The sequence below is a fragment of the Nocardiopsis lucentensis DSM 44048 genome (assembly GCF_000341125.1).
Taxonomy (GTDB): Bacteria; Actinomycetota; Actinomycetes; order Streptosporangiales; family Streptosporangiaceae; genus Nocardiopsis; species Nocardiopsis lucentensis.
Genome location: NZ_ANBC01000526.1, coordinates 1 through 4,527, shown reverse-complemented (window position 1 = coordinate 4,527; position 4,527 = coordinate 1). Strand labels below are relative to the sequence as shown.

5 protein-coding genes and 1 riboswitch are annotated in these 4,527 nt (G+C 72.9%); of the genes, 2 read left to right on the top strand and 3 right to left on the bottom strand.

Annotated features, from left to right (window positions below):
- Positions 1-732: FAD-dependent oxidoreductase (locus tag D471_RS0118565; RefSeq protein ID WP_152486366.1), on the bottom strand; the 732-nt coding region annotated here is incomplete at its 3' end.
- Positions 731-843: riboswitch (TPP riboswitch) on the bottom strand. (Overlaps the previous gene by 2 nt.)
- Positions 844-946: 103 nt before the next feature.
- Here D471_RS0118565 and D471_RS0118560 point away from each other — a divergent pair.
- Both D471_RS0118560 and thiE read left to right on the top strand, forming a co-directional pair.
- On the top strand, positions 947-1,324 hold the full coding sequence (locus D471_RS0118560; protein ID WP_394296858.1) for an Rv2175c family DNA-binding protein: 378 nt from the start codon (positions 947-949) through the stop codon (positions 1,322-1,324).
- Positions 1,325-1,473: 149 nt separating this feature from the next.
- Complete coding sequence (gene thiE, locus D471_RS0118555; protein ID WP_017600001.1) at positions 1,474-2,136, top strand: thiamine phosphate synthase; 663 nt, start codon at positions 1,474-1,476, stop codon at positions 2,134-2,136.
- A gap of 148 nt (positions 2,137-2,284) precedes the next feature.
- Here thiE and D471_RS0118550 read toward each other — a convergent pair whose 3' ends face one another.
- Positions 2,285-3,178: an SDR family oxidoreductase gene (locus tag D471_RS0118550; RefSeq protein WP_026127857.1), complete on the bottom strand. Its 894-nt coding sequence runs from the start codon at positions 3,176-3,178 to the stop codon at positions 2,285-2,287.
- Positions 3,179-3,246: 68 nt separating this feature from the next.
- Positions 3,247-4,524: a DUF418 domain-containing protein gene (locus D471_RS0118545; protein WP_026127856.1), complete on the bottom strand. Its 1,278-nt coding sequence runs from the start codon at positions 4,522-4,524 to the stop codon at positions 3,247-3,249.
- Positions 4,525-4,527: the final 3 nt, after the last annotated feature.

The window sequence follows — 4,527 nt, the reverse complement described above, 5'->3', positions numbered from 1 at the left end:
CGGCACCACCGGCTCGGGGAGCGCGATCCGCTCGTTCCAGCAGCCCGCGGCCAGGACCACCTGGTCGGTGGGCAGCACACCGCCTCCCGCCAGACGCACGCCCAGCCGGGCGCCGCCGGTGGCGCGGTCGACCCCCTCGACCCGGTCGGCCACCTCGACCACACCCGCCCGTTCACCCGCCACGGCCAGGGCGCGCAGCAGCAGACGTGGGTCCACCGAGTGGTCGTCGGGGGCGAGCAGACCGCCCCGCACGGACGGGGCGAGCATGGGCTCCAGGCGTCGGCACTCGCGGCTGGTCAGCCGTTCACCGGTGGCGCCGATGCGCTTCTGCAGGCCGTGGAGGTCGTCGAGGACGGCCAGGTCGTCCCGGTCGAAGGCGACCAGGAGCGTGCCGGTGGTGCGGTGGCCCACCGAAACGCCGCTGACCTCCTCCAGCTCGGCCACGAAGTCGGCGTACAGTCCCGCGGAGCGGACACCGAGCTCCACGAGCCGCTCCTCCCCGAACACCGCCTCGGTGGTGGGTGTGAGCATGCCCGCCGCGACCACGGAGGAGGCCCGGGCACGCCGCGGTTCGTCGACGGGGTCGGGTTCGACCAGGGTGACGGACAGCCCGCGTTGGGCGGCGCGCCAGGCGGTGACCCGCCCGATGAGGCCCCCGCCGACCACCACCACCCGGTCACCGACATTGGTAGGACGACTCGTCGCGGGGCGGGGTTCGTTCGAAATGCGCATGGCGCCGGGTTCCACTCCCTTCGCCGGTATGACCCGGATCAGGTTCGTGCGGTCGGAGGCCGGACCAGCCTCCCTCTCAGCCGGGTCCACCCGGCTCCCGCGGGACGTTCACTTCCGCGTTCATCCTAGATGACCCCGGTCCGGGAGGTGGTGACGGGGATCTCCCCGGAGGCTCCGGGCCCCGCCCCACGAGGGTGTCCGCCCCCCTCCGCCGATGTGGCAGATTGGTGGTGTGACACAACACGAACCCGACATCGACGCTCTGGTCGGCGAGTGGCTGACCCTCAGGGAGGCGGCGGCGCCGCTGGGCGTGAGCCCGAACCGGATCAAGCAGCTGATCCGGGAGAACCGCATGATGGGCGTGGTCCGCTCCGGCGAACTGTCCATCCCGGCCGCGTTCCTCGACGGTGACGACCTCGTCAAGGGGCTGCCGGGCACCCTGGTGCTGCTCAGCGACGCGGGCTTCTCCACCGAGGAGGCCCTGCGCTGGCTGTTCACGCCCGACGAGTCCCTGCCGGGGACCCCGATCCAGGCGATGCGCGAGAACCGGGGCACCGAGGTCCGCCGTCGGGCCCAGGGCTTGGCCTTCTGAGCCGCCCTTCCCCGGGCCCTCGCCTCGCTCCGGCCCGTCCGTCGGGCGAACGGCGACCCCGGCGGGCCACCGTGCCGCGGACGGACCCGGGGCACGCCGCCGTGGGTCTCCCCTTGGGTGACCCACGGCACAGGCCCTAGGGTGGCAACGTGAGGACCAGCCACGGAACCAGCCTGCGCAAGCACCTGGACGCATCCCTTCTGTACCTGTGCACCGACGCCCGGCGCGAGCGCGGTGATCTCGCCGAGTTCGCCGACGCCGCCCTCGCCGGGGGCGTGGACATCATCCAGCTCCGCGACAAGGACCTGGAGGCCCGCGAGGAGATCGCGGCCCTGGAGGTGCTGCGGGAGGCCTGCGAGCGGCACGGCGCCCTGCTCGCCGTCAACGACCGCGCCGACATCGCCCGCGCCGTACGCGCCGACATCCTGCACCTGGGCCAGCGTGACCTGCCCGTCCCCATGGCCCGGGACATCATCGGGGCGGACCCGATCATCGGCCGCTCCAACAACGACATCGAGGCCGCGTCCGCCTCCGCGGCCGAACTCGGTAGCGACTACTTCTGCGTCGGCCCGACCTGGGCCACCCCCACTAAGCCGGGACGGCCCGCCGCCGGACTGGAACTCGTCGAGCGGGCCGCGGCCCTGGACACCGACAAGCCGTGGTTCGCCATCGGCGGCATCGACCTGTCCAACATCGACCGTGTGCTGGAGGCCGGGGCCCGCCGGGTCGTGGTCGTCCGTGCGATCACGGAGGCGGAGGACCCCAGGGCGGCCGCCGCCGAGCTGCGTGCCCGGCTGGCCGTCCGCGCGTAGCGGTGTTCTCCCCGGGCCTTCGCCCCGCTGCGGGGCGGGCACCCTCGGCGGGCGCCTACGGCGCGCTCCCGACCTCTGAGAACTCTGGCGGCGCCCGACCGAAACCCCCTGAGGCGACCGCCTCAGGGGACGCCACCCGCGGCGGCGGTCACACGGCCACGTGCGACAGCGCGCTCGGGTGGCGCCGCAAAAACCCCTCGATGGACTGGGCCGGGTGGCCGGTCAGCTTCGGCACGGTGGGTGCGACGACGTCCATCTCCCCGGTGGCGATCGCCGCGTATGACGACGCCCACCCCTCGACCGCCCACTCGGGTGCCCCGCCGGCGCGGCGTGACTCCAACGCCTCATCCCAGGTCTCCGGCACGTACCGGACGGTGCGTCCGGTGAGCGAGGACAGCTTGTCCACCGTGGCGCCCAGGGTCAGCGCCTCCGGTCCGGTCACGTCGTAGGTCGCGTTCGCCGACACCGCGACCACCGCCGGGTCGGTCAGTGCCGCGGTCGCCACGTCCGCCACGTCGTCGCGTGAAACCCAGGCGACGCGGCCGTCACCGGCGGGCCCGCGCACCACACCGTGCTCGTCCGCCCACCGCGGCAACAGGTCCAGGTACAGGCTGGGTCTCAGGAACGTGTGCGCCACGCCGGACAGCCGGATGTGCGCCTCGGTGAAGAAGTGGGTCCGCGCGAAGGTGAAGGTGGCCGCGGGCCCGGCGTTCAGGAAGGACAGGTAGACGATCCGCGACACCCCCGCCTTCACCGCCGCGTCCACCGCGCTCGTGTGCGCGTCGATCCGGTCCTCCGACTCGGTCGCCGACACGAGGAACAGTGTGTCCACCCCGCGGCAGGCCCGTTCGAAGCCCGTGGTGTCCTCGTAGGCCGCCATGGCGGCGCTGCTTCCGGGGTACTCGGGTGCCCGGTTGATGTCGCGGACGATGAGCCGCTGCGTCAGCCCGAGCCGTGCGATCCGGGCCGCGACGCGTCCACCGATCGCCCCGGTCGCCCCGGTCACCCCTATGGTGTGGTTTGTCATGTGATCGTCGCCCATGACACCCCATCCTGAGGGATCGAGGCGGGCCGGGCGCCGAACGGCACGCGCGTTTTTGCGGCTTCCGGTCAGCGGGTGGTCCGCTCTTGGTCCGTGTCGTCGGAGGACCCCGCGACCTGTCTCCCGAGCGGGCGACGGTAGGACAGCCGGCGCAGCAGGACCTCGGCCGGCCCGCGTCGGCCCGCACGCTCCAGCACGTAGGCGGTCACGACCGTCACCAGCCACACGCCGACGGCGAACAGGACCATGCTCCACGAGGTCAGATGCACGGCCAGTCCGAGCCCCCAGGCAGACAGCAGCGGCGCGCACAGAACCGACTGCCCGAGGTAGCACGAGAGTGAGCGCTTCCCGGTGGCGGTCAGCGCGGTCAGCACCACACCCGGTTCGCGTCCGCGCCGCTGGATCCGGTGGGCGATCAGGGTGATCAGCGCGACGTAGCCCAGGCCGCCCACCATGCCCGCGGTCAGGTCCAGGAACGCCAGTGCGTCGCCCGGTGACCGGTCCCAGACCCCGATCTGGGCCAGGGCCGTCGGCACACCGCCCAGCCAGCCCGCGGGGACGCCGACGAAGGCGACCAGGCGCAGCAGGACGAGGTGGCGCCCGGGCTCCTCCAGGATCCGGTGGCGCGCGGCCCAGAATCCGAGCAGCATCACGGTGGGGACCACCAGCCCCACCAGACCCTGGCCGAGGACGACCACGGGCCAGACGGTGATACGGCCGAGGGCGGCGCCGATCACGGAGGGGTTCTCGATGTTGCCGGCCATCATGTCCACACCGTCGGAGACCGATGTCGCGGCCTCCGTACCGGTCTGCTGGAACACGAGCCCCAGCAGGCCGACCGCGGACAGTAGCACCATGATCCCGGTGAGCGCCCCGGCCCACACCAGCAGCGTGGTGTCCCTGCGGCGGAGGAACAGCCAGCACAACACCAGACCGGCCAGTCCGTAGGCGCCCAGGACATCGCCGAACCACAGCAGGAGGGCGTGGACGAAACCGAACCCCAGCAGCCACAGGTTGCGCCGCCGCAGCAGGGCGGACACGTCCTTCGGGTCGGCCCCGGCCGCCTCCTGACGCGTGGCCAGCCGCACGATGCCGTAGCCGAACAGGAACGCGAACATGGGGTAGCTGCGCGAGTCCACGGCCACCATGGTGAAGAACTGCGCGGCCGCGTCCGGCGCCCCCTCGGGCTCCGGGTGGGCCGTCAGGCCGCCCGTCGGCGCCGCCCACAGGTACCAGACCGTGTTGGCGAGCGCGATGAACAGCAGCATGGACCCGCGTGCCAGGTCCGGTGCGAGGGCACGTTCACCGGCCCCGCTCGGCCCCCTCGACGCGGTTCTCGCAGACATGAC